Source organism: Mucilaginibacter jinjuensis (assembly GCF_028596025.1).
GTDB lineage: Bacteria > Bacteroidota > Bacteroidia > Sphingobacteriales > Sphingobacteriaceae > Mucilaginibacter > Mucilaginibacter jinjuensis.
The window spans coordinates 5,120,077-5,145,020 of sequence record NZ_CP117167.1 but is presented as its reverse complement, the minus strand read 5'-3'; the positions used below and the strand labels follow the sequence as shown (position 1 = coordinate 5,145,020).

Below are 24,944 nucleotides of genomic sequence, written 5' to 3'. Positions count from 1 at the left end.
GACCGTAGGGAGCTCATTAATACCTATAATACTAATAATACTAACACTTCATTAATAATCTTCTTCGATTTGCATGAAGAAGATGTATGGTGAATAAGATTCCTCGTTCCTCGGAATGACAAAAAAACTATTGAAATAAATTTGATGACACTCGCCCGACACCAACCCTGTAACATTTTCTTTTTGAAAGCGTTCAATATAATATAAATAAATACGAACTTAGTATTATTAAATACTTAAAAATATGGGAGCTGGCTTAGCATTGCTTGGACCGCCAATTATGACGGCTTTATTTATCGGGTGGATTTTATATCATCTGATTATTAAAAAGGATGCTAAAAAGTACCGCAATGATATTTTAGGCGGATTGATGTTTATCTCAGTCTGGGCAGTAATATATTTCGTATTTATAAAGTAAGTTAATAAACCACAAAATGAACTCCTTCGAAGAATTTACCGTCATCATCGGCGTCCTCGCCGTAGCTTTCGAAGGCTTTGACTATCTCAAAGACTTCGTGAAGAAGTTATTTCATAAAGCACATTAAGAGAGTTTATAGCGCCCGGTTTTATATGTTAAACTATCAACGTTTAGATGCGTTGTAACAACATGGCAAAAACACTCCGGCTTATTCTTGGCGATCAATTAAACAGTAAGCACAGTTGGTTTGCCAAACAAGATCCCGAAGTTTATTATGTGCTGATGGAAGTGATGCAAGAACAGGAATATGTGACGCATCATTTACAAAAAATCCTCGCCTTTTTTGCCGCCATGCGCAACTTTGCTCATCAGCTTGGTAAGGCTGGTCACCAGGTAATTTATATAAAATTGGATGATACAGATAACCAGCAGCACATCGATAAAAATTTGCAACAGCTTATTGCAAAGCACCATATCAAACGTTTTGAATATCAATTGCCCGACGAATACCGTTTAGACGAACAGCTTAAATCATTTTGCCTGTCACTCAATATTGAAACCGGCGTAGCCGATACCGAACATTTCCTGACCACCCGCTACGAGGTGCGTGATTTTTTTGGCGACCGTAAAAGTTACCTGATGGAGAACTTTTATCGAAGCATGCGCACACGCCTTAGCATATTGATGAAAGGTGATCAGCCATTAGGCGACAGATGGAACTTCGATCATGATAATCGAAAGAAATACGATAACAAAGTGCCGCTGCAAGAGCCTATCCTGTTTAACCATGATGTATCGGCATTGAAAGTAATGATTGATAAAATGGGAGTGAAGTATTTTGGCAGGGTAGATGCTGAAAAGTTCGGCTGGCCATTATCTCGTAAGGAAGCTTTACAATCGCTTAACTATTTTTGTGAAAATTTGTTGCCGCATTTTGGTACTTATGAAGATGCTATGCTGAACGGGCATATCAGCCTTTTCCATTCGCGGTTGTCATTCGCCCAAAACACGAAGATGATTTCACCGGTCGAAATTATTACTGCAGTACTTAGCCAGTGGGATAAGAATAAAGAAGATATTACACTTGCACAGGTAGAGGGATTTGTGAGGCAGGTAATTGGCTGGCGCGAATTTATGCGCGGCGTATACTGGGCCAAAATGCCCGAGTATGCAACCCTTAACTTCTTTAATCATAAAAGCCAGCTACCTAAATGGTTTTGGGATGGTAATACCAAAATGAATTGCCTCAGCAAATGCATCGGACAGTCATTGAATAACGCTTGGGCACACCACATTCAAAGGCTAATGGTAATCGGCAACTTTGCTTTACTATCGGGCTCAAATCCAGATGAGGTAGACGAATGGTATCTGGGCGTTTACATTGATGCCCTGCAATGGGTAGAAATTACCAATACCCGTGGCATGAGCCAGTTTGCAGATGGCGGCATTATTGCTTCTAAGCCTTACGTAGCCTCAGCTGCCTATATCAACAAAATGAGTGATTACTGCAAAGCCTGCCATTACGATTATAAAAAGAAATACGGCGACCGCGCCTGCCCGTTCAATAGCCTTTACTGGAATTTCTTTGACCGTAATGCTGAAACCCTCGAACCTAACCCACGCGTTGGCATGATGTATAATATTATGCGTAAGTTTCCAGCTGATGAATTAAGAAAAATCAATGAACAGGCCGAGGTTTATTTGGGGATGGTAGATGAGTTATAGGGGGAAAGAGAATCAAGAATCGAGAGTCAAGAATCGAGACCAAATCCGATTAGTCATTGCAATGACTAATAAATAATGCCGATGGTAACTGCCCTGATAAACCCTTAATAACCTAACAATTGTGGCATCTTGATTTTCGGATAGCACAAAATTAGCTACACCACACTCTTTCATAGAAAATTGAGCAGCCACGACTTTTTCTTTGGTTCGTTTCTTTTTGAGAGAAAAAGAAATGAACATCCACTGACGTTGAATTATCACACATCCGTTCCTAATGAAAAACGGATTTCTGCTACACGAAAGCCACTACAAATCGGTCTAAGTTTGCTTCGTACCTCGCAATGACGTGGTAGTGTTCACGGGTAGGCACGAGGTTGTTATCAAAAAGTTACTAATTCTCCTATATATTACCTCAATATGAATTTATTTTAAAAGGAAATCTAAGGTAATTGTCTTAGTTTTGCACTGTTTTACAGATTGATTTCTACAGATGGATCGTTTCACATATCTAAATAACGAAAACACAGCCTATATCGACTCTCTATATGAAGCCTACCAGCAGGACCCAGCCTCGGTAGATTATGGTTGGCAAAAGTTTTTCGAAGGGTTTGACTTTGGTAAAGGTTCGGATGGTAAGCCTGCTGTTGCAGGTGGTACCGATACGCCGCCCAACCATGTGTTAAAAGAAATAAACGTTTTAAATATGATAAACGGGTACCGCTCACGTGGCCACCTGTTTACGCATACTAACCCCGTACGCGAGCGCCGCCAGTATTTTCCGGGCAAAGAACTGGAAACTTTTGGCTTAAGTGATGCCGACCTGGATACCGTATTTAATGCCGGTGTTGAAGTAGGCTTGGGCAAAGCAACCCTGCGCGACATTCGCCAGTTGCTGGAAGATACTTACTGCCAAACTATCGGTGCCGAGTACAAATACATCCGCAACCCGATAAAAACCAAGTGGTTTGAAGACCGCATGGAGAAAACCCGCAATCAGCCTTCGTTCTCGGCAGATGAGAAAAAACGTATCCTGAATAAATTAAACCAGGCGGTAGTTTTCGAAAACTTCCTGGGTACCAAATTCCTGGGTCAGAAACGTTTTTCGCTGGAAGGTGCTGAGGCATTAATCCCGGCGCTGGATTCGGTTATCGAAAAAGGCTCTAAACTGGGTATCGAAGAGTTTACCATTGGTATGGCTCACCGTGGCCGTTTAAACGTGCTGGCTAACATCATGGGCAAATCATACAAAGAGATCTTCTCTGAGTTTGAAGGCAAAAACTACGATGTGGATACCGTTTACGGTGGCGACGTAAAATACCACTTAGGTTTCTCTACAGATATCGAAACCTCTAACGGCAAAAGCGTTCACTTAAGCTTATGCCCTAACCCTTCGCACCTGGAAACTGTTGACCCGGTTGTTGAAGGCCAGACAAGATCAAAAATCGACTTTAAATATAACGGCGATTATAACCGTATTGCACCAATATTAATACACGGCGACGCTTCTGTAGCAGCACAAGGTATTATTTATGAAGTGCTGCAAATGGAAAAACTGGAAGGTTACCGCACTGGTGGTACCGTTCACCTGGTGATCAACAACCAGATTGGTTTTACCACCAACTATAAAGACGCACGTTCAAGTACTTATTGTACTGATATTGCTAAAACCGTTTTATCTCCGGTTTTCCACGTAAATGGCGACGATGCCGAGGCATTGGCTTATACCATTAACCTGGCTATGGAGTATCGCCAAACATTTAATGAAGATGTATTTATCGACATTTTATGTTACAGACGTTACGGCCATAATGAGAGCGATGAGCCTAAATTTACCCAGCCGGTATTGTACAAGGCTATTGAAGCTCACGCTAACCCACGCGAAATTTACCTGCAAAAATTATTGGCGCAGGGCGATATATCTGCCGATGCAGCTAAGGAAATGGAAAAAACTTTCCGCGACCTGTTGCAGGCTCAATTAAACGAAAGCAAATCTGAAGACCGCTTCACCGAAAGCAAACCAATGTTTGCCGGTGCATGGCAGGGCTTACACATCGGTTCTGAAAAAGAAGCTGTTGCACCTACAGCCACAGCTGTTGCAGAAGCTGAGTTATTGGCTATCGGTAATAAATTAACGGAACTGCCTAAAGGCAAACCACTGTTCAAGAAAATAGAAAAACTGTTTGAAGACCGCCGCAAGATGGTTAACGAAACCAAAGTTTTTGATTGGGCAATGGGCGAGTTATTTGCTTACGGTTCATTATTAAAAGAAGGCCACCCGGTACGTTTAAGCGGCGAGGACGTTAAACGTGGTACTTTCTCTCACCGCCACGCAGTAATTACACTGCCTGATACGGATGAAGAGTACACACCGATGGATCATATCGGTGCCGAAGAAAAATTCAGTATCTATAACTCATTATTATCTGAGTATGGTGTTTTAGGTTTTGAGTACGGTTATGCTTTAGCTAACCCACACGCCCTAACCATCTGGGAAGCACAGTTTGGCGACTTTGTTAACGGTGCGCAAATTATTGTTGACCAATACATAGCCAGTGCCGAAACTAAATGGCAACGTGGTAACGGTTTGGTAATGTTATTACCTCACGGTTACGAAGGCCAGGGCCCAGAGCACTCATCAGCACGTATAGAGCGCTTTATGGAGCTTTGTGCCGATAGCAATATCCAGGTAGCAAACTGTACTACACCTGCAAATTTCTTCCACATATTACGCCGCCAGTTAAACCGCGATTTCCGCAAGCCACTGGTTGTGTTTACACCGAAGAGCTTACTGCGCCACCCGGCATGTGTATCGCCGTTGGTTGATTTTACCGAAGGCCAGTTCCAGGAGTTAATTGACGATAGTTTTGTTGATACCAAAAAAGTAAAACGTGTGTTGTTCTGCTCTGGAAAGATCTATTACGATTTGTTAGAGAAACAACAAGCCGATAAACGTAAAGATGTTGCCATTGTACGTGTTGAGCAGCTTTACCCTACACCTAAAGATCAAATGGAGAAGCTGAAAGCTAAATACAGCCACGCTACCGAATTTATCTGGGTACAGGAAGAGCCTGAGAACATGGGTGCATGGCCATACATGCTGCGTAAGTTCCGCAAGAGCGAATTGCAGCTGGATGTTATTTCACGTAAAGAAAGTGCAAGTACAGCTACAGGTTATTCGAAACAACATAACTCACAGCAATTGTACATTGTTGGTAAAGCTTTTGAAGCACCTGCAGGCAGCCCCGTGAAAGAAACGATAAAAGAGACAACCAAAAAAATGGCTGAAACCAGCGCGGACTGAGTTCAGTTTGAGTAGTGAGTTTTGAATTGCGAGTATTGAAGGCAATCAAAACTCACCACTCACTCAATCACAACTAATAACCTACAATACATAGATAGTATGAGTTTAGAAATAAAAGTTCCGCCGGTAGGCGAATCAATTACCGAAGTTACCTTGTCGCGCTGGATTAAGAAAGACGGCGACGCTGTGGAGATGGATGAAGTGATCGCTGAGTTAGAGTCAGATAAAGCAACATTTGAACTAACTGCCGAAAAAGCAGGGACTTTAAAAACAATAGCTGCCGAAGGTGATACTTTAGCCATTGGCGCTCCTGTAGCAAGTATTGAAGATGGGGGATCAGTAGCAGCAGCGAGTAGCAGTAGCACTCCTGCCGAAGCTGCACCGGCTCCTGCTCCTGCACCGGTTGCCGAGACTGCTCCTGTAACTGCCACTGCTACTCAATCAACTGGTTCAATCGAAATCAAAGTTCCACCGGTAGGTGAGTCTATTACTGAGGTTACTTTATCACGCTGGATTAAAAAAGACGGCGATGAAGTAGCGATGGATGAAGCCATTGCCGAACTGGAATCAGACAAAGCAACATTTGAATTAACTGCCGAAAGCGCTGGTGTTTTAAAAACCATTGCTAAAGAAGGCGATACATTAGAAATTGGCGCTGTTGTTTGCAGCATCGTAACTGGTGGATCGGTAGCAGCAGCAAGTGGCAGTAATACTCCTGCTCCGGCAATTGAAGCTACCCCTGCAACTGCCGCTGCTACTAAAGAACTTACTTACGCATCAGGCACGCCATCACCTGCTGCAGCTAAAATATTAGCTGAGAAAGGTGTTGACCCAGCATCAGTAACCGGCAACGGTGTTGGTGGCCGCATCACTAAAGAAGATGCGCTGAACGCACAAGGCACTGCTCAGCCAGCTGCAGCAAGTGCACCTGCAACATCAGCTCCTGCTCCGGCAGCAGCACCTGCGGCTAAACCAGCTGCGCCTGCTGCTCCAAAAGCTCCGGCACCGGCGGCTGCTCCTGCGGTAGCGGGTTCAAGAGTTGAGCGTCGCGAAAAAATGACTTCATTACGTAAAACTATTGCTAAACGCTTAGTTGCCGTTAAAAATGAGACTGCAATGTTAACCACTTTCAACGAGGTTGATATGGCACCTATCATGGAGTTACGCGGTAAATACAAAGATAAATTTAAAGAGAAACATGGCGTAGGCTTAGGCTTTATGTCGTTCTTCACTAAGGCAGTTTGCGAGGCATTGAAAGAATGGCCTGCCGTAGGTGCCCGTATAGAGAATGATGAGATCGTGTACAGCGATTTCGTTGACGTATCAATCGCAGTATCTGCACCACGTGGTCTGGTTGTTCCGGTTATCCGTAACGCAGATCAAATGGGCCTGGCTGATATCGAGAAAGCAGTTGTTGCTTTAGCCGGTAAAGCCCGCGAAAACAAGTTGACTATCGAAGAAATGACTGGCGGTACCTTCACCATCACCAACGGTGGTGTGTTTGGTTCAATGTTATCAACCCCGATTATCAATTCGCCACAATCAGCTATTTTAGGTATGCACAATATCATTGAGCGCCCTGTGGCAGTTAACGGTCAGGTGGTAATTCGCCCAATGATGTATCTGGCATTATCTTATGATCACCGTGTAATTGACGGCCGCGAGTCGGTTAGCTTCCTGGTAAGGGTAAAACAATTACTGGAAGACCCTGCAAGGTTATTATTAGGCGTTTAATACGCAACTCAATAAAGCAAAGCCTTTCAGATTTTCTGGAAGGCTTTGTTGTTTAGTTTGAGGAAGAAAGACTGAAAGAGTAAGGACAAAAGACAGAAGAAAGACTAAAAGAGCAAGGATAAAAGACAAAAGACAGAAGGACACACCCCTCTGAGAGGTACTGCATTTTGTAGTGTCTGTGCGTCCCCTCTCGAGAGGGGAATTGTAGTGCAATACATCTAGCACCACCGATAATAAGGGGTGTGTCACTAAATAAGATTATAATAAATAATACAACATGAAAAAAGATAAGCCCACCATCCTCATTGTAAACGACGACGGCATCACAGCTCCCGGTATTAAAGCCTTAATGGAAACCATGGCCGAAATTGGTCGCGTGGTGGTGGTAGCGCCGGATAGCCCGCAATCGGGAATGGGGCACGCCATTACTATTGGCAAGCCCTTGCGTTTAGATAAAGTAGAATTGTATGATGGCTTCGAAACCTATAGTTGCTCAGGTACACCGGTTGATTGTGTAAAGCTGGCTGTGAATATCATCTTCAAAGGTAAAAAGCCAGATCTGTGTGTATCGGGTATTAATCATGGTTTGAATAATTCCATCAACGTATTGTATTCGGGTACCATGTCGGCAGCGGTTGAGGGGGCTATTGAAGGTATCCCTTCAATCGGTTACTCACTGGATGATTTTACGTTGCAGGCTAACTTTAGCCATGCGCTTAAATATGTGAAGGAAATTGCGTTGCAGGTATTAGAAAATGGTTTGCCAACGGCGACCTTACTGAATGTAAACTTCCCGAATACTGCCGATCTGAAAGGGATCAAAATTTGCCGCCAGGCACGCGCTAAATGGGCTGAAGAGTTTGATGAGCGCGTTGATCCGCATAAGCGCCCTTATTACTGGTTAACCGGTGTATTTCAATTGGACGATCAGGGCGAGGATACCGACGTTTGGGCATTAGAACATAATTATGTATCGGTAGTACCCGTACAATTTGATATGACGGCACACCATGCTATCGCGGTTTTAAACGGTTGGAAGTTTTAAGTATTTTTAGCTGATCAATCTACCTATGAAATTTACATCCCCACATTTTACCCGCATAGCCGGTCTGTTTTTGCTGATTATTGCTACCGCTGCATCCGCACAGAATATAGTAGTAAAAACCACAAAAGGCTATATTAAAGGCATTCAGGAAAATCAATCCATCATATTTAGAGGCGTGCCTTATGCTCAGCCACCGGTTGCCGAGCTAAGATTTAAAGCACCTCAGCCCCATTTTGCATGGAAGGATACTCTGCTATGCGAAAAGTTCGGCAATACCGCTGTGCAAGGCGGCGATGGTGGTAAAGTGAGGGGGAATGAAGATTGTTTATCATTAAATATATATACACCGGCAATTCAGCCCAAAACTAAAATGCCGGTAGTGGTTTGGGTACATGGCGGCAGCTTAACGGTGGGTTCGGGCATTGGAATGAACGGCCATGCCTTCGCCGATCGTGATAGTGTGATAGCCGTTACCATTAATTATCGTTTGGGCATATTCGGGTTTATGTACCTGGGCGATGTTGATAAATCGCTGCGTACATCAGGCAACAACGGTTTGCTTGATCTGATGATGGCTTTAAAATGGATCAAAGAAAATATCAACTCATTCGGCGGCGATCCATCACGTGTAACCGTAATGGGCGAATCGGCAGGGGCTAAGCTGACCAGCACTTTATTACTTACACCACAATCAAAAGGCTTGTTTAGCCAGTTGGTTTTAGAAAGCGGCGGTGTGCAATGCGTACGCGATTCGGTTACCGCCAAAGCTATTCGCCAGCGTGTGATGAATGAATTACATGTAAGTAAAGCTTCAGAACTATTAACACTGCCGGCAGAACAACTAATGATAGCCCAGGCCAAAGTATGTAAAGGTGCACAGGGTACCAATTATTTCGGCCCGGTTGATGATGGGGATATTATATCAGGCGATCCTTATCAGTGCATCGCTAAAAAAACTAATAAAAACATTAAGCTGTTGATAGGTACCAATAAAGTAGAAAGCCGGTTGTTTATGAACATGGACAAGCGCCTCTACACCCCCGATTCTACATCGTTGTATGATTGGTTTGGTAATAACTATAAGTATTCACTGGCTGCTTACCAATCAGAGGCTAAACGCATTGATCCCGATTCGGCAGCTGCTACGGTCCTTACCGAGTATATGTACAAAATGCATTCGTACCGTTTGGCGGATGCCTTGGCTAAAGCCGGCAATCAACTTTGGATATACCGTTTCGATTATAATAAGGATGGTAAAGGAGCCACCCATGCCGATGAATTACCTTACGTATGGTATTTGCCCGATGCTAAACATAACGATGGCTTCAATACCGAATTGGCCGTACAAATGCACACAGCCTGGGTTAACTTTATAAAAGGGGATAAGCCCGGCAAAATTAACTACGCCGACTGGCCGCCTTACCAGGGAGTTGTACGGTCGATCATGGTATTCGATAAGATATCCGGCCCTACTACTTTGAAAGATGTATTTAACGATCCGAACCATCCATCAGGTAGTTTGGTGCTTAATTAAGCACATCAATATAAATTGTACATTTGGCTTAATCATGCTAAAAAATAATAATCTGTTTTGGGGGATAGCTTTAGGGCTGGTATTTCCTGTTATATCCTGGTTGCTGTTCGGGTATTTTTATAAGGGCGTTGTAATTATGCACAAGCCTGCTATACCTTATTTGGTAGCTATTGCATTGAATCTGGCTATCATGAAATTTATCGGCCAGCAACGTAATAAAACAGCGCAGGGCATTATGCTATCGACCTTTGCGTTCATGATCATTATATTTTTACTGGTACTCAAATTCTGATATGAAGTATTACCTGGTTGCCGGCGAAGCTTCGGGCGATTTGCACGGGGCTAACCTGATGAAGGAATTGAAGAAACTTGATCAGCAGGCCGAATTCCGTTTCTATGGCGGCGACCTGATGCAGGCCGAGGGCGGCAAGCTGGTAAAGCACTATGCGGATATGGCTTTTATGGGTTTTGTGGAAGTGGTGGCTAACCTGCGCACCATCCTCAAAAATATGAAGGCTTGTAAGGCTGATATCAGCGCTTATCAGCCAGAAGTATTGATCCTAATCGATTTCCCGGGCTTTAACCTCAAAATTGCCGAATACGCTAAAAAGCAAGGCTTCCCGGTTTACTACTATATCTCGCCCAAAGTTTGGGCCTGGAACCAGAAACGTGTACTAAAAATTAAACGGGTGGTTGATCACCTGTTTTGCATCCTGCCGTTCGAGGTAGAGTTTTATAAAAGCTGGGGTATGGATGTTGATTATGTAGGCAACCCGTTGCTCGATGCCATATCTGCCTTTAAACCGAATGAGAATTTCCTTCAGGAGAATAATCTTACCGGCAAAAAAATAGTAGCCCTGTTACCCGGCAGCCGCAAGCAGGAAATTAATTTTTTACTGCCCGATATGCTGGCCGCTGCTAAGCAGTTTCCGGATTACCAGTTTGTGATTGCAGGCGCTCCATCATTTAACGCTGAATATTACGATCAGTACCTGGCGGGAGAATTCATCCCAATCGTATTTAACGCCACTTACGATCTGTTAAGTAATGCCGAAGCTGCCATAGTAGCATCGGGCACAGCAACGCTGGAGACGGCTTTATTTCACGTGCCACAAGCGGTGGTGTATAAAGGGGGAAAGATTACTATTGCCATAGCACGTGCATTAATTAAGATCCGTTTTATATCGTTGGTAAACTTAATTGTAGACCGGGGTATTGTGAAGGAATTAATACAGCAGGATTGCAACCCTCAAACCATTGCTGCTGAATTAGAACTGATATTAAACGATGCTACTTACCGCCAGCAAATGCTTGCTGACTACAGCAAACTGGATGAGCGAATGGGCGAGCCCGGTGCTTCGGCCAAAACAGCGGGGCTGATTGTAAAATATGCGCAAAAAAAATAGAGACCTGGCGTGAGCCAAATCTCTATCGTTTTCATAGGTGTTGATGTGTATTTTTATAGGTAGATGATGTGCGTGTTGTTATGCAGCAGACAAACGATTGCCCTGCACAGTTTGAGCTATTTTATCTAAAACTTCATTTTTAGCGCGTTTTACAGCGATTAAATCAGCTTGTAAAATTGCTCTTAACTCATTATCGAAACGGTTAACTAATTTGGTAACGGTTGATGCTTTCTCGATTTTCATAACTGTAATGTTTTTCAGGTTAAAATATTTATTAACTAATTCTTTTTTACTTTATCGATGTGACCTTTTTCGGTCAGGTTATTCTTTAAGCGCTTAGCTTCTTTATATTGCCTAACCACTTGCTCTTTATCACGCTCATCGGTAGGCTTTTCGGGGTTGATTGGGTTTTCCCATTCTTTCTCCGTGTTTTCCATATTATTTTTATCAATAACCATATCAGCGTATTTGATAGAGGTTATTCCAATACAGTGCCAAAAATTTAAAGTACCTAAGAAAAAGTTGTAGTCTGAAACCTGTTTTAGTTCAGAAATGTCTTGCTAATGTCATTGAGGGGCGATTTTAGTTCGATAAAAATTTTCAAAAAAAATAGAATCAGCTTAAAATAATCCCCATTGCGTCAAATAGACGCTATTTAATCTGCATTTTTTTGTGATTAGCCATGTGTACAATTAGCACGATAACAGACAGTATTGTACCAATTGCGCACACGCCGTTCCATTGAAACTGGTCCCATAAGCGGCTGGCTAAAAATGTACCTGCCGAGCCGCCCACAAAGTAAGACACCATGTAAACCGTATTAACCCGGTTACGCGCTTCTTCGGTTAGTGAGAATATAATGGCCTGGTTTGAGATATGCGTAGCCTGTACACCCATATCCATAATGATAACGCCGATTACCAAACCTATAATGCTGCTGCTCGAAAAGTAAAAGATAATAAATGATATAACCACCAATGAGATAGTGAAGGTAGAAAGCTTGTAGGCGTCTACCTTATCAGTCAGCCTGCCCATTAAGCCTACGGCAATTGCTCCAAAGGCACCCACCAACCCAAATGCGCCTGCTACATCACTGCCTTTGTTAAATTGCGGTAGTTTTAACAAAAATATGAGCGTAGACCAAAATGCACTGAAAGCAGCAAATAACAACGCACCGCGAAAAGCAGCCAAACGCAATTTAGGCTCACTCATAAATAAATGGTAAAGCGATTTCATCAGGTCGCTGTATTTGCCGGTGTATGAAGGTTCGATCTCCGGCAACAGGAAATAGATGAGCGCCCATAAAGCAAACATCATAACTGCCGCTGCATAAAATATGGCATGCCAGCCAAAATGTGCACCTACGAAGCCACTGATGGTACGTGATAGTAGGATACCTATCAACAATCCGCTCATTACAAAGCCAATCTTTTTACCACGTTCTTTTGGGTCTGCAAGATGCGCCGCCATTGGTATTAATAACTGGGGGATGATAGATGAAAGGCCTACCAGGAAACTGGCTATATATAATAGTGGTAATGTAGGGGCAAGGGCAACGCCTAAAAGCGAAATTATAACCAGTGCAAAATCAATCAGCATTAATTTTTTGCGCTTAAACATATCGCCAAGGGGCACAATAAATAGCAGGCCGGCTGCGTATCCTATTTGTGTAAACATAGAAACCTGCCCGGCTTTGCTGTTGCTTACGTGGAAAGTATCGGCAATATCGGTAAGTAATGGCTGGTTATAATAAATGTTGGCCACTACTAAACCGGTAGTAATTGTCATCACCCACAATGTTAGCGGGCTTAGTTCGTTATTAGCTTCGGTGGGTGTAGAATTACGCATTTGCAATATTAAAAATACTATTTGCTGAAATTTTATTTTTTGAACATAACAGCGTAATTTTTATGTAAATTTTAGATGTGTAACATACATTTGTTGAATATATAATAATGATTTAACAGAAACGTTTATATATTTGTAACAGTTAATCGAAATAAATAAAAATAATTTTTTAAAATATTTTGTCGTTTCGAAACTTAGTGTTACTTTTACACCATCGGAAACGATAACAAAAATGTCTTCTCATAATTTAGGTTTATAATTGGTTAGTAAAGGCCTCCTGCCCATCAGGAGGCTTTACTGTTTTTAAGCCTTTTGTGTTTTCAGCTTACATCTTTAATATGGATACTTAGCTAATCACCCAAACGCTTTACCGGATGACCTGTGTTCCTTTTAAAATGGAGTGGTTAATTTGAGCTTAATAGTACTTTATCCCTCATAAAATGAGCGAATTGCTTTGAAATATTACCCGAAGATAAACTCTGTATTATCATTGTTTCATCCGATAATATCCATCTGAAAATTAAGTTTTGTAAGTATAATTTCAACCTAAAATGAAACAACCTTACACGCGCCTTAGCAGGCTACTGGCTTTAGGCCTTAGCTTTCTTTTGTTTTTAACATCCTGCAAAAAAGATAATACACAGCAGCCCGAAACAAGTTATGCTACGCTCGGCCTATACGAGCTGCAATTAAGCGACGCAGATCATTTACTTTTAATGCACATTACACAAGTAGGCAATCAGCCAATTGATGATTATAGTCGTTTTGATACGGGTTCAACAGGCCTGGTACTGGATGCCGATGGGATGCTGCCGGCATCTATGTTTAATGCCAGTGGGTTTACCATTTCGGGCGATTCCTTAGTTTATAGTGGTATTACCGTTACAAATAAGCGAGATACAGTAAGCTACGGCATTGCGGGGCTTAGTACGGTACATTTGTACGGTAACATTGCTTATGCTACGGTTAAGCTGGGAGACGATAACGGCCATGTAACCACTACACGGCTGCCCTTTCTGATTTACTACAAATGTGTTAGCGGAGAATCTGGAGAAACATTACCCCCGCATTCTTTTGATGTGTTTGGGGTTAGTGTACTCGATGGTCCTGGTGTGATACTTAACAGTCCGCTTCGCCATTTTAAGTTGCCTGCGTATCTGGCTTCCGGGTTTAAATTAGGCTCGCTCAATTTTAAGGCCCTTATTACAGATAAGGTAACCTATGTGCCTGGATTGCTCACTATTGGGTTGACTAAGCAGCAGCTCTTTTCTTCGGGTTTCATCAGTCACCCTATTGCTTCAGAAACCAATGCGCTGATAGAAGCAACAGTACAATATGATGGCAACCCTGCGGCCAGTTATGCTACCTTTGATACCGGTAGTTCAGGTTTTAGTAACTTAGAAACCGGGATAAAAGGTAACAATAATACCATCCTTTCTGGTGATGATAAAATAACCCTTTCTACCCGGCATGGCTTTAATTATAATTATATGGCAGGTGTAAATTCAAACCCTACCGCTGTTCAAACTACACCTTATCCTAACTCTGATGTTAATATTTTCAGTATTAATTTTTTCGATCATCATGAATACTTGCTGAACTATGAGAATTATTCAGTGGGGCTAAAAAATAACTAAAGGAAGATGGGCTGTTGGGGTAAGTTAAAATTATATTGAATTGCACTGGTAAGATATTCTTCGGCCTACCGCGAATTGTCCAATCCTTTCCTTTAATGTTCTCTTTTTATCGTTTTTTAAATGCCGTTGCTTTGTGGTATCAAAAACTGGAAAAGAAAATCAAACAATTGATATATAATATCAAAAATTTAAAATGTAAAGGCTTGTGGTTCGTCTTACAGATTAGACAAGGGATAGAAAGTCTTTATTTCGATAGCTTGCCCGTTAAATAACGATATAAAGCGGGCGTATAATGAATGATTAACTGGTTATTTGCTGATAATCAATGTGTTGATTGTTTGGCTTTGTTGTTGAATTTCTCTTTCCATGTTGAGTTATTAAATCATTTAAAAATTTAAGATCATGGAAAATTTCGTTTACCTTTTTACACGCTTCGTATTAGTAGTTTGTCTACTTGCAATTATTTACATAATTGTTAAACCAGAGAAAGAATTATCAGAACATTCGGACATTTTTTAGTGTTGAACGGTTAAATACGGGTATTAACAAATTTTAACTACTATTTAAGATAAAATTTGCCGATATTAGTATACACACCTAATCATCCTTGAAAATGCATGTAAATTATCGATTGTTATGCGTTTTGGTATTTATGGTACTATCTCATCAGCTTTCAGCGCAATCTGTAACCGGTTTAGTAGTAGAAAGAAGCACCCGGCTTCCCATTGCAAGTGCTATTATAACAACAGCAGGTGGCAAGGTATACACCAGCTCTACCGGTATTTTCAGGATTTCGCATATTAGTGCAGGTGATAGTATTAATATTGTACATGCGGGTTATAAAACCTACCGGCTAAGTTACAGGCCAAAGAACAAGCCCGACACGTTAAAAATTATCATGGAACCCGTTTCACTAATGTTGAACGAGGTATCTGTTAGGGGGCACAGGAACTTAAACGTAGACTCCATTAATAACCGGGAGCAATTCTCATACGTGTTTAATCATAAAGCGATAGGCGTTCAGGACATTTTTATTAATAACGCCAAAATAAATAATTACATCCCGTACGATAATGTAACCGCACCCAATAGTACCACTACCATACTAAGTGTAAACCTGTTGCAGGTTGTAAATAAAATTGGCGATAAAAAATCTAAAACAACTAAACTGCAGAAAGAACTGATAGCCAACGAACAATACAACTATGCAGGCCAAAGATTCTCAAGACAGAAAATAAATGCGTTGACAGGTTTAAAGGGCGATTCGCTGCGTCGGTTCACTGAAAAATACCAACTGGGTTTGGGCGATACCCAGAAAATGACAGACTACGATATGATGATGTACATCAAACGCAGCTATGCCGACTTTGTAAAAAGGTAGTGTTAAAATAAAATCAATTATCAGTTTCATTTTATTGCTTATTGTAATATATTTGCCACCCAATCCACGGGGGATTAGCTCAGCTGGCTAGAGCGCTTGCATGGCATGCAAGAGGTCATCGGTTCGACTCCGATATTCTCCACATTATAAAAAGCCTCAATTTAATTGAGGCTTTTGTGTTACGCTACTGCACTATTAACAACCATCCTTTACCTTTCGATACAGGTATCTCGTCATTAACTCCAAACTTGACAGCCGGTTGAAAATTCTTGATTTCTGGTGCAGTGATAATGGCTTTGGCAGGATCTATGCCTAAAGCCTTCCAGTCAATCTGAAGTTTTACTTTGATGTCATCACTTGCCCAGCTGGCTATCGAAATCATAGCTTTGTTATTCTTTTTGTAAACGGTTGCCAATACTTTGTTGTCGCTTGTTTTAACCGGATTGCTATCTACCCAGTAACCAATCATTTTGGTGCCTTGCATACCAAAATCGTCCCAGGCCTTCCATATTGGTCGTGGGTCGGCATTATCGCTCCAGGGCATACGGTTTGTCATGCCGAATATCATGCCACGCCACGGGTTGCCGCCGCCTTGCAGCATTTCGCCCATCAGGCCAAACGGTATGCCCGATACTTCGGTTAAAAAGAAATCGGCGTCATTTTTCTCGTAATCAAAATACTCGCCAAACCATAAGCGGTTAAGGTAGGGGAAGTGCTCCATATACAAGTTGGCGCTGTTGTTAAATCCATCACTCTTGTTGTATTGATTGGCCGAATGCAGATCGATAATACCCGGGTGCCCATCCTGCGTTAATACCCGTTTAATCCGCTTCATGGTAATCCGGTCGAAGGCCACATCATCCAGATAAATGCCATCAATACCTACGTTTTGCACCAGCCAGTTCATGCCCTCCACGTAATAATTATGCCAGCGGCTCATACCACTGTTTACGATGGCTGCATCTTTAATTTCGGGCACGTACCAGGCAGCAATATAATCGTTGCCCAGATGTTCCTGCAGCCAGGAGTAACCGCCACCTTTGCCGGTAGAGTAAATTTCGTGGCCGAGGCTACGCATGGGGAAAGTTTCGTAAGCACTGTTAGATAGTTCGCGAACGGTGTTATAGATCTTCACTTTTAAACCCAGCTGGTGTGCCGAATCGATATAACTCTTCATGGCTTTATGGGCGATGAATGGATAGTTGATATAAGGATTTATCGGCGTGGCATGATGAATGTTGATCACCGTAGTACCGGTTGCCTTAATGGAATCGAGGTTGTTGTATTTATGATAAAAACGGGTAGCCCATTGAAAATCGGTATCGATGGTGTGAAAAGGAGTAATCAACAAAGTGAAATTATAGTGGAGTACGTCGCCTTTTTTCATGCTTCGGGCGCCGCTGTAATTTTCAGATAGCATTGATTTTCCTTTGATACCCATCCAAATACCTCCCTTGCCGTTATTACCCCAAGATGTTGGCAGTATCAGTGGTTTTTGCAGATAGAAATTGGTGTTGAGCGGGCGCACATAATTTTCGTCACGTAATGAATATTGCAGACCTGCATTTACTTCACCAACCCAGGCGCCGTCCTGATTTTTGGAGGCTACGTCCCATTTCCATTTTACGGTATCGGGTCGTAAGCCACCTTTTTGGCCAAGGCCGATGAGGTATTTCGACGAAGCATTATCGAAGGGGATATGCAGTTTAATATCGTCAAGGTCCACATCCTGTAGTGCAGTTATCTTAACGGTGTAAAACAGATAACCATCAAATTCTATTGAAGCATCTACATCCATCTTTACTAAGTCCGACGTGTTGCTGGCCTGCCATTTTACTGTGCCGGGTTGCTTTTCGGTAAAGGTTATGCCCTCGTTTTTTAAGGCAATATCTTTATGTGTTGCCGAATTGATGATGTGAAAATGGATTCCCTCGGTCAAAAGGTTTTTAGGCGTGGTTGTTGTTCCGGTCATCTCCTGTGTGAAGAAAGTTTGGATCTGATCGGGAAAACCGTTGCTGTTCAATATTAATTTACGGCCCAGCAGGCTGATCGTTTTATCATCTACCTGTAACGGTGTGTAAGGTTTTATAACATCGTTTTTCTGTGCCAGGGTTGAGTTAAGCCATGTTAAACGTGTCTGTTTCCAAGGTTCATTCACACCGTTTTTTATAGCTGTTTGATTTTTTACGATGAGGCTGATTTTAATATTGGTTGATGCCGCATTGGCCGCTTTTACCGTTACAATGCCAGTATATGTACCGGCAATAGTTTGAGTCGGGATATTTACCAGGCACCACAAAGTTTGTACATCACCTTTGTTTATATTAACTACGTTGCTCAATGGTGTGCCATCGTATTTAGTGCCATCGGTATTTAAACAGCTCATTACAGATGATGGGATACGGTGGCCGGCGGCATCTTTCAGGTCGCTGAAAATTAATTTTACTTGTTGCAGGTTTTGATTAACCGGGTACAGGCCCAGTTGGTAACTGTAATTTTCGCCTTTTAAAGTTTCTCCGGTAAATTTATTGGTGATGCCTTTTTGCACCCATCGTTGTGGTAAATCGTGTGACATCTTTGTGGGGTGCTCGCGATCTTCGGTAAAAACGAGGTAGGGCTTGTTGGCGTTGGTTTTTATTAAATTACTTATTTCATGTTGCGTTGCAATTACCTCCATTGGGTAAAAACTGTTCATGGCGTTAACAGATTCGAGGTATAATAACGCAGCTTGTGTAGCTTTCGCAGTACTTGTAGCCAGCCAGGTTGCAGATGCGGTATTGATCATCTTATTATAAACCGCTTTCGGATAGTTAGACCGCGCAGTTACCTTGTAAGGCATATAATAAATATAGTATTTGCCAGGACCTGATGTTGGCTCAAAATAAACCGTTCCCTTTTCGCGCGAGATCTCTTCAGCTTTTACATTTAATATCCGTTTGTTGCTTTTGGCATCTACTACAATAATCTCCTTATCGGTTGGGTCGTCTCGTCGGCGCCATTCAATTATCGCTTTACTAACCTTGCCTGCAGTAAGTACATTAACAACTGCACGATGATTGCCTAATGAATCGGGATCCCATGAATTATTACCCGAAACATATTTTACAGGTTGTGCCGAAACAGTAAAGCATAAAATAAACAGGGCAACGAAAAGGAAGGCATTTTTAAGCATATAAAAGCAGATGAAAAATGAAATTAAATTAAAGCTACAGGTTTCAGATAATTTGCTGAACTAAGAAATATAAAATTTAATGGTTTTACACCACAACCATCGCAAATATGTTACAACATTTAAATTTTTATTTAAAGTGTCCGTTTGTACAGGTTAATGTAAAGTTAGTGTAGTAAATACACCATTTTAAGTGCAGAATGATACTTTTGTAACAAAAACAAGTACAATATCAACATTGCATAATCGTTAAAAAATGACCGGGATTGTCAAATTATTACATTCAATAGATTGTTAATCCCCTGATTTTTTTTGAGTTTTGCAAACTGTTTTAATTTTTTGTTAACATAACATCCTGTTGCTATCTACGAAATGACCGATTTTACTAAGCTGTCTGAAGATGAATTGATGGGATTGCTACGGCAAGACAGGCTTAATGCGTTCAGGGAGATTTATGCACGCCACTGGAAAAGACTATACAGTGACGCTTATAAGCGTTTAAAAAGTAAAGAACTGGCCGAAGAAATTGTACAGGAGGTTTTTACCAACCTGTGGATTAAAAGAAGCCAGTTGCAAATTAATACTACAGTTGGGGGGTATTTACACACCGCTATTACCCATCGTATTATTGATCAGTTCCGTAAAGAAACTATCCGTACAAAATACCAGGAAGCTTTTAAAATTTTGCATTCGGAGGTAGATAACTCTACCGAAAACGAGATTATGCTGAAAGAGCTTACCTACACTATAGAAAACGAAGTAAGCCAGTTGCCCGATAAATGCCGCTCTGTATATGAACTGAGCCGTAAAGAGCATAAAAGCAACAAAGAGATTGCACTGCAATTAAGCATCTCAGAAAAAACAGTAGAAAACCACTTAACCAATGCGCTTAAAAGATTGCGTCACGGCCTTAGCCATTACCTTGTAATTGTGGTTGCATTACTGCTCAGATAAAAAATCTAAAAATATTTAATTTTCTTTTGGGGGGTACGTTGTTTTGAAACGTCATCTCTTTATTATAACCGAATTATTTTCTTTTCATGAAGAAACCTGTACCCGTAGAATTACTGGAGAAGTATATTAAGGGCGAATGCACACAAGCGGAGCAAACATTGGTAAAACAATGGTATGCCTCTTTTGAACATGAGCCTGATGGTATTTCTGACATGAGTTTCGCTGAAGAGCAAGAGCTGGAAGAACATCTGTACCAAAAAATACTTTTCGATATAGCCAGGGCAGAAGGCGAAACCGAAGCCCCTATACAGCCAATAACGCGTAATGTTGGCATATGGTATAAACTTGCCGGTGCGGCTGCTGTAATTTTTGTATTGGGTGCAGTTGCGATGCTTTATACTGCTAAAATAAAAAACGCATCTGATGGGCCCGATCCTGAAAAGCACATCATTGTTGTAACCAACAATTCTAATCAGATATACAAATCAAACCTGCCCGATCATAGTTCGGTTTGGTTAAGCCCGCATTCGCAATTACGATTCCCTGAAAAGTTTGCTGCCGCATCAAGAAACGTTTCGATGCAAGGCGAATGTTTTTTCGAAATATCTAAAAACCCTAAACGCCCATTTATTATCAATAGCAACGCTATGATAACCAAAGTTTGGGGCACCAGTTTTTTGGTACGCGATAATGCATTAAGTAACCAGGCCGATGTATCTGTATTAACGGGTAAGGTTTCTGTAGCTATTAAATCAAACCATGTTGCTTCATTAAAATTAGAGAAAGGTGAGGTGATGCTTTACCCGCACCAGAAAGTGATTTGCCTGGTAGCTCAGCATGTATTAAAAATGCAGGAAGCTGTTAACGAGCCAGCTTTACAGATCTGGAACAGGGTTAACCTCTCATTCGATAATAAGCCGTTAAATGAAATTATACCTGTGCTTAATGCTACCTACCATGTACACATTAAAGCAGGCAGTGCTAAAATAAACCATTATGTTTTAACGGCTGATTTGGCTGGCTTTAACATGGCCGATGTATTGGAAGCGCTTAAAAAGACGCTCAATGTAAATTACCAGATCAAAAAAGATAGTATAGAACTTATATAACCAATTAGTTTACCCAAATAATAAACGCTTATGAAGAATAAACTACAAACCTGAAGGGAAATCCAACTCCAATAAAACAAAAAAACTTAGAAGTGTTGCGAGCACTCCTAAGCTTTAAGTAAGCCCCGTTGCGAACGACACCATTAGATGGTGTATGGGCTTTAATTGTCTCATTTTTAACATAGAAACATAACAAATATATGCAATTAAGTTTACGAAGGCCAATTCCGTGGTGTAAAATCATGAAGATTACTTTAAGCCAAATAGTGATAACCGCGATGGTTAGCGGCATTACTTATGCCAGCCCTTTAAAGGCTCAAAACATGCTGGAGAAAACAGTAACTGTATCTCTGGAAAATACCAATTTACTGGATGTTTTAAATTATCTGCAAAAAACAGATAACGTTAAATTTATATACAGCAAAAACTCAATAGACGTTACTAAAAGGGTATCGGTTAATTTCAAAAACCAGCCGCTTAAAGAAGTGCTGGACCAGGTGTTAACTACAAACGGTATCCAGTACAGCGTAATGAAAGACAGGATTGTTCTTGGCAAAGCCGATGAGAGTGCTGCCCCTGCAACTACTGGTGTTGTAACTACAACAGAAACAACTGCTACAGAAACTCAAAACGCTGCAGCTAATACCGTAACAGGTAAAATTACAGACGATGCAGGTTTACCTATCATTGGTGCAACTGTTACCGAAAAAGGTACAACCAATGGTGTAAGCGCAGGTGTTGATGGTACATTCAAATTAAATGTTAGCGGCCCTAACGCTGTATTAGTAGTACAATTTTTAGGTTATACTCCTAAAGAAATTACTGTTGGTACGCAAACCGTTATCAATGTTGTATTAGCTGCTGATGTTAAAGCCCTTAACGAGGTTGTTGTTATTGGTTACGGTACACAAAAGAAAAGTGTAGTAACCGGTGCTATCAGCCACGTAGGTGCAAAAGACATCCAGGATCAGCAAGTAACCCGTATCGATCAGGCTTTACAAGGCCGTACCTCTGGTGTTAATGTTGTACAAAGCAGCGGTGCACCGGGTTCGTCTCCAACAATCCGTATCCGTGGTATTACATCTATCAACAACAGTAACCCATTATATGTAATTGATGGTGTTGTTGTATTAAACGGTGGTTTAGATAACGTTAACCCTAACGATGTTGAATCAATCGAGGTATTGAAAGATGCATCTGCAGCTATTTATGGTTCACGTGCATCATCGGGCGTTGTATTGGTTACTACCAAAAAAGGTAAATCTGGTGCGCCTCAATTAAGCTACAGCGGTTATGTCGGTGTACAAGGCCCTGTTAGCAAAGTTAAACTTGCTGATGCAAGCCAGTATGCTACTTTAAGAAACCAGTCTGTTACTAATGATGGCGGTGCAGCTCCTTTTGGTAACCCGGCTCAATACGGTACAGGTACAAACTGGCAAAACGAAATATTTAGCAACAATGCTTTAATTCAAAGCCATAACCTAAATATTTCTGGTGGTACAGATAAATCAACTTACTACGTATCTTTTGGTTATTTAGATCAGGACGGTATCGTTTTAAAAGATCAATCTAACTACAAACGTTACAACTTTGCAGTAAACACCAATTCAAAAATTAAAAAATGGCTTACTGTAGGTGAAAGCTTTACTTATACTTACACTAACAGCCAGGGTTCATTCAATACAAACAGTGAGTTTGGTGGTCCGTTAAGTTCATCATTAAACCTTGATCCAATTACTCCTGTTTTACAAACCAACCAATCAATTGCTGCCGGTTATAACCAGTATGCAGTTAAAAATGGTGCAGGCATACCTTACGGTATTTCTCCTTATGTAGGTAACGAGATAACCAACCCAATGGCTTATGCTCAAACTATCCAGGGTAACTACAATTGGTCGCACAACTTGTTAGGTAATGCATTTGTGGAAATTGAACCCATCAAAGGTTTAAAAATTAAAACGCAGATTAATGGTAAGCAAGCCTTTTTTGGTAGCGAATCATATACTCCGCTTTACTACTTAAACTCAAACAACAGCAATACAACCAACCAGTCTGAATACAGAGGCAGCAACCGTAACTTAACCTGGAATTGGGATAACACAGCTACTTACAGTAAAACAATAGGTTTACATAACTTCAGCGTATTAGTGGGTACAAGTGCCCAGGAGCAAAGCGAAGTTGGTTTGGGTGGCACTTACAATAACATCCCTGCAACTTCTTATGATCAGGCTTCATTTAACTTCTCATTACCGGCAGCTAACAGAGTTGCTTCAGGTTACGAGAACCAGCCTTACCATACAGCTTCAACTTTTGGCCGTGTTACTTACGATTATGATGAGCGTTACTTATTTACAGGTATCATCCGTCGCGATGGTTCTTCTAAATTTGGTAGTAACAACATTTATGGTACATTCCCTGGTGCTGAAGTTGGATGGGTTGTTACAAGAGAAAGTTTCTTTCCGAAAGATACATTTGTTGACTTCCTGAAACTAAGAGGTTCTTATGGTTCTGTAGGTAATGAGCAATCATTAGGTACTTTCCAATATACTTCAATTGTAGGCAGTGGTCATAACTATGTATTTGGTCAGGATCAGTTAGGTATTGGTTACAGTACCAGCAGCCCTTCAAATCCAGATTTGCGTTGGGAGTCTGTACACACCACTGATATCGGTTTGGATGCGGTATTAGCACACAACCTGAATGTTACAATTGATGTTTATCGTAAATTAACCAAAGGTATGCTTGAGGCAGTTCCTGTACCAGGTTATACTGGCTATACTGCTTCACCAACTGCAAACGTAGGTAACCTTGAAAATAAGGGTATTGAGTTAGAGTTAAATTACAAAAACAACGTAGGTGCATTTAACTATAATGTTGGTGGTAACATCTCTTATAACAAAAACAACGTAAGCTACCTGGGTACAATTCCTTTTTATGATAATGGAAACTTCCAGGGATCAGCTTATCCTTTGCAACGTACAATAGTTGGTCAGCCGGTTAATTCTTTCTACGGATTTAATGAGTTAGGTACTTTTAAATCTCAGGCAGAAATTAACGCTTACACCCACAATGGTACAATGATACAGCCAAATGCAAAACCAGGCGACTTTAAATGGGAAGACATTAATGGTGATGGTAAAATTGATAACAACGACCGTAAATTCTTAGGAAGCCCGCTTCCTACCTGGACTTATGGTGTAAACTTCAATGCTGATTACAAAGGTTTCGATATCAAAATCTTTGGTCAGGGTGTTTGGGGTAACAAAATATTCCAGGCTTACCGTCGTTTAGATTTGCCAACCGCTAACTACGAAATCGCAGCATTAAATGCATGGAGCCCGGCTAACCCATCAAGCAATTACCCACGTTTATCAGATTCAGATCCTAACGGCAACTTAAAAAACCCGTCAAATTTCTATCTGCAAAGCGGTGCTTATTTCCGCATCAAAACTGCTCAAATTGGTTACAACCTGCCTAAAGCATGGTTAACTAAAGCAGATATTAAACGCGTAAGGGTTTATTTAAGCAGCAACAACCTGGTAACTATTACCGGTTACAAAGGATTTGATCCTGAAGTTGGTGATGTTAACGGTAACGGAATATTTGGTGTAGATAGAGGTATCTATCCACAATCACGTTCATTCTTAGTAGGTCTTGACATTACACTGTAAATCAATTAATAA

General features: G+C 41.2%; 17 protein-coding genes and 1 tRNA gene. 14 read left to right on the top strand and 4 right to left on the bottom strand.

Translation table 11 applies throughout. The features are described 5' to 3' along the window. Positions 1-244 precede the first annotated feature (244 nt). The 8 genes from PQO05_RS22145 to lpxB all read left to right on the top strand — a co-directional run bounded on the left by PQO05_RS22145 (position 245) and on the right by lpxB (position 11,163). Entirely contained in the window at positions 245-418 is a 174-nt protein-coding gene (locus PQO05_RS22145; protein ID WP_273629632.1) for a hypothetical protein, read from the top strand. 189 nt (positions 419-607) lie between these two features. Further along, positions 608-2,143, top strand: a complete 1,536-nt coding sequence (locus PQO05_RS22140; RefSeq protein ID WP_273629630.1) for a cryptochrome/photolyase family protein — start codon at positions 608-610, stop codon at positions 2,141-2,143. A gap of 490 nt (positions 2,144-2,633) precedes the next feature. Then, complete coding sequence (locus PQO05_RS22135; RefSeq protein ID WP_273629629.1) at positions 2,634-5,444, top strand: 2-oxoglutarate dehydrogenase E1 component; 2,811 nt, start codon at positions 2,634-2,636, stop codon at positions 5,442-5,444. Between the two features lie 99 nt (positions 5,445-5,543). After that, a complete protein-coding gene (odhB, locus tag PQO05_RS22130) occupies positions 5,544-7,178 on the top strand; it encodes a 2-oxoglutarate dehydrogenase complex dihydrolipoyllysine-residue succinyltransferase (protein ID WP_273629628.1) in 1,635 nt (544 codons plus the stop codon). A 277-nt stretch (positions 7,179-7,455) separates the two neighbouring features. Continuing rightward, the gene (gene surE / locus PQO05_RS22125; protein WP_273629627.1) at positions 7,456-8,223 is read left to right on the top strand and encodes a 5'/3'-nucleotidase SurE; all 768 of its coding nucleotides are present in this window, start codon (positions 7,456-7,458) and stop codon (positions 8,221-8,223) included. Between the two features lie 25 nt (positions 8,224-8,248). Further along, positions 8,249-9,757 (top strand): carboxylesterase/lipase family protein, encoded by a 1,509-nt coding sequence (locus PQO05_RS22120; RefSeq protein WP_273629626.1) that lies wholly within the window; start codon positions 8,249-8,251, stop codon positions 9,755-9,757. A 34-nt stretch (positions 9,758-9,791) separates the two neighbouring features. After that, entirely contained in the window at positions 9,792-10,049 is a 258-nt protein-coding gene (locus PQO05_RS22115) for a hypothetical protein (RefSeq protein WP_273629625.1), read from the top strand. Position 10,050: 1 nt separating this feature from the next. Beyond that, positions 10,051-11,163: a lipid-A-disaccharide synthase gene (gene lpxB / locus PQO05_RS22110; RefSeq protein ID WP_273629624.1), complete on the top strand. Its 1,113-nt coding sequence runs from the start codon at positions 10,051-10,053 to the stop codon at positions 11,161-11,163. A gap of 78 nt (positions 11,164-11,241) precedes the next feature. On the opposite strand, the gene PQO05_RS22105 is transcribed toward lpxB, so the two are convergent. The 3 genes from PQO05_RS22105 to PQO05_RS22095 all read right to left on the bottom strand — a co-directional run bounded on the left by PQO05_RS22105 (position 11,242) and on the right by PQO05_RS22095 (position 13,011). Then, positions 11,242-11,406, bottom strand: a complete 165-nt coding sequence (locus PQO05_RS22105; RefSeq protein WP_273629623.1) for a hypothetical protein — start codon at positions 11,404-11,406, stop codon at positions 11,242-11,244. Positions 11,407-11,441: 35 nt separating this feature from the next. Next, positions 11,442-11,621, bottom strand: a complete 180-nt coding sequence (locus PQO05_RS22100; RefSeq protein WP_273629622.1) for a hypothetical protein — start codon at positions 11,619-11,621, stop codon at positions 11,442-11,444. Positions 11,622-11,814: 193 nt separating this feature from the next. Further along, positions 11,815-13,011 (bottom strand): MFS transporter, encoded by a 1,197-nt coding sequence (locus PQO05_RS22095; protein ID WP_273629621.1) that lies wholly within the window; start codon positions 13,009-13,011, stop codon positions 11,815-11,817. Positions 13,012-13,562: 551 nt separating this feature from the next. On the opposite strand from PQO05_RS22095, the gene PQO05_RS22090 reads away from it, so the two are divergent. The 3 genes from PQO05_RS22090 to PQO05_RS22080 all read left to right on the top strand — a co-directional run bounded on the left by PQO05_RS22090 (position 13,563) and on the right by PQO05_RS22080 (position 16,171). Further along, positions 13,563-14,648 (top strand): hypothetical protein, encoded by a 1,086-nt coding sequence (locus PQO05_RS22090; protein ID WP_273629620.1) that lies wholly within the window; start codon positions 13,563-13,565, stop codon positions 14,646-14,648. Positions 14,649-15,261: 613 nt separating this feature from the next. Beyond that, entirely contained in the window at positions 15,262-16,029 is a 768-nt protein-coding gene (locus PQO05_RS22085; RefSeq protein WP_273629619.1) for a hypothetical protein, read from the top strand. Positions 16,030-16,097: 68 nt separating this feature from the next. Beyond that, a tRNA-Ala gene (locus tag PQO05_RS22080) sits at positions 16,098-16,171 on the top strand. Positions 16,172-16,213: 42 nt separating this feature from the next. On the opposite strand, the gene PQO05_RS22075 is transcribed toward PQO05_RS22080, so the two are convergent. Continuing rightward, the gene (locus PQO05_RS22075) at positions 16,214-19,201 is read right to left on the bottom strand and encodes a glycoside hydrolase domain-containing protein (protein WP_273629618.1); all 2,988 of its coding nucleotides are present in this window, start codon (positions 19,199-19,201) and stop codon (positions 16,214-16,216) included. A gap of 369 nt (positions 19,202-19,570) precedes the next feature. Here PQO05_RS22075 and PQO05_RS22070 point away from each other — a divergent pair, with 369 nt between their 5' ends. The 3 genes from PQO05_RS22070 to PQO05_RS22060 all read left to right on the top strand — a co-directional run bounded on the left by PQO05_RS22070 (position 19,571) and on the right by PQO05_RS22060 (position 24,932). Further along, the gene (locus tag PQO05_RS22070; protein WP_273629616.1) at positions 19,571-20,152 is read left to right on the top strand and encodes an RNA polymerase sigma-70 factor; all 582 of its coding nucleotides are present in this window, start codon (positions 19,571-19,573) and stop codon (positions 20,150-20,152) included. 86 nt (positions 20,153-20,238) lie between these two features. Beyond that, positions 20,239-21,261, top strand: coding sequence for a FecR family protein (locus tag PQO05_RS22065; RefSeq protein WP_273629615.1), 1,023 nt, complete (start codon positions 20,239-20,241; stop codon positions 21,259-21,261). 242 nt (positions 21,262-21,503) lie between these two features. Beyond that, on the top strand, positions 21,504-24,932 hold the full coding sequence (locus PQO05_RS22060) for a TonB-dependent receptor (protein WP_273629614.1): 3,429 nt from the start codon (positions 21,504-21,506) through the stop codon (positions 24,930-24,932). Positions 24,933-24,944 lie beyond the last annotated feature (12 nt).